Raw genomic sequence first — 1,472 nt, forward strand, 5'->3', positions numbered from 1 at the left:
GCGGTGCGGGTCGTCGTGGTGAGCGACGAGCCGGAAAAATACGCGCAGCGCGCCGGCCTGCCGGACGCCGTCACCGTGCACCACCGCGACCAGTTCGACGCCCTGCAGCTCGAGTTGCGCGAGCTGGCCGGCGTATCGGTCATCATCTACGACCAGACCTGCGCCACCGAGAAGCGGCGCCGGCGCAAGCGCGGCGAGTTTCCCGACCCGGCACGGCGCGCCTTCATCAATCCGGCGGTCTGCGAAGGCTGCGGCGATTGCTCCGTCGCCTCGAACTGCCTGTCGGTCGAGCCGCTCGAGACCCCGCTCGGGACCAAGCGCAGGATCAACCAGAGTTCCTGCAACAAGGATTTCTCGTGCGTGAACGGATTCTGTCCGAGCTTCGTCACCGCCGAGGGAGCCCAGCTGCGCCGTCCCGGGTCCGGCGTGCCGCCCGCCGTCCAGGCGCCGCCGGTGCCGGAGCCGGTGCAGGCACCGCTCGACGGCGTCTGCGGCATCGTCGTGCCCGGCGTTGGCGGGACGGGCGTCGTGACGATCGGAGCGCTGCTCGGGATGGCGGCGCACCTGGAGAACAAGGGCGTCAAGGTGCTCGACATCACCGGCCTCGCGCAAAAGGGCGGCGCGGTGCTCAGCCACGTGCAGATCGCGGCCCATCCGGACAGCATCCACGCGACGCGCGTGCCGACGGGCGAGGCGGATGTGCTGATCGGCTGCGACGCGATGGTGGCCGCATCCGGCGACGCGTTGTCGCGCGTGCGGCGCGGCCGCACCCGCGCCATCGTCAACAGCGCCTCGGTGCCGGCCGCCGCCTTCCTGTCGAATCCGGACTGGAAATTCCCCGGCGCCGACACGGAAGCCGACCTGCGTGCCAGCATCGGCGACGCGTGCGAGTTCGTCGATGCGAACGCGCTGGCGCTGCGCCTGTTCGGCGACACGATCTACGCCAACCCGCTGCTGCTCGGCTATGCATGGCAGAAGGGCTGGGTGCCACTGGGACGCGCGGCGCTGCTGCGGGCAATCGAGTTGAACGGCGTGTCGGTCGAGAAGAACCAGCAGGCCTTCGAGGCCGGCCGGCACGCGGCGCACGACCCGGCCGCGCTGCCGTCGTCTGTCGCCGCGCCGCGCGCCACGCCGGTACAGATGCCCGTCACGCTCGACCGCCTGATCGACCAGCGTGTCGCGCTGCTGACGGCTTACCAGAATCCGGCCGTACGCGGCGCGCTACCGGTCCGCGGTCGAGAAGCTGCGCGCCGTGGAGTCGAAAGTCGATCCCGGCGGCAGGCTGGCGCTGACGGAGGCGGTGGCGCGCCAACCTGGCCGAGCTGATGGCGTACAAGGACGAGTACGAAGTCGCGCGCCTGTACACGGATCCCGCGTTCATGGCCAAGATCGAACGGCATGTTCGAGGGCGAGCCCGGCAAGGACTGACCAGGTGTATTTCCACCTGGCGCCGCCGCTTACCGCCGCGCGCG

1 pseudogene is annotated in these 1,472 nt (G+C 70.7%); it reads left to right on the forward strand.

Annotated features, from left to right (window positions below):
* Window positions 1-1,472: pseudogene (locus ACWNCF_RS01700) on the forward strand (DUF6537 domain-containing protein); the annotation flags it as partial.

This window comes from Massilia phosphatilytica, assembly GCF_977014125.1.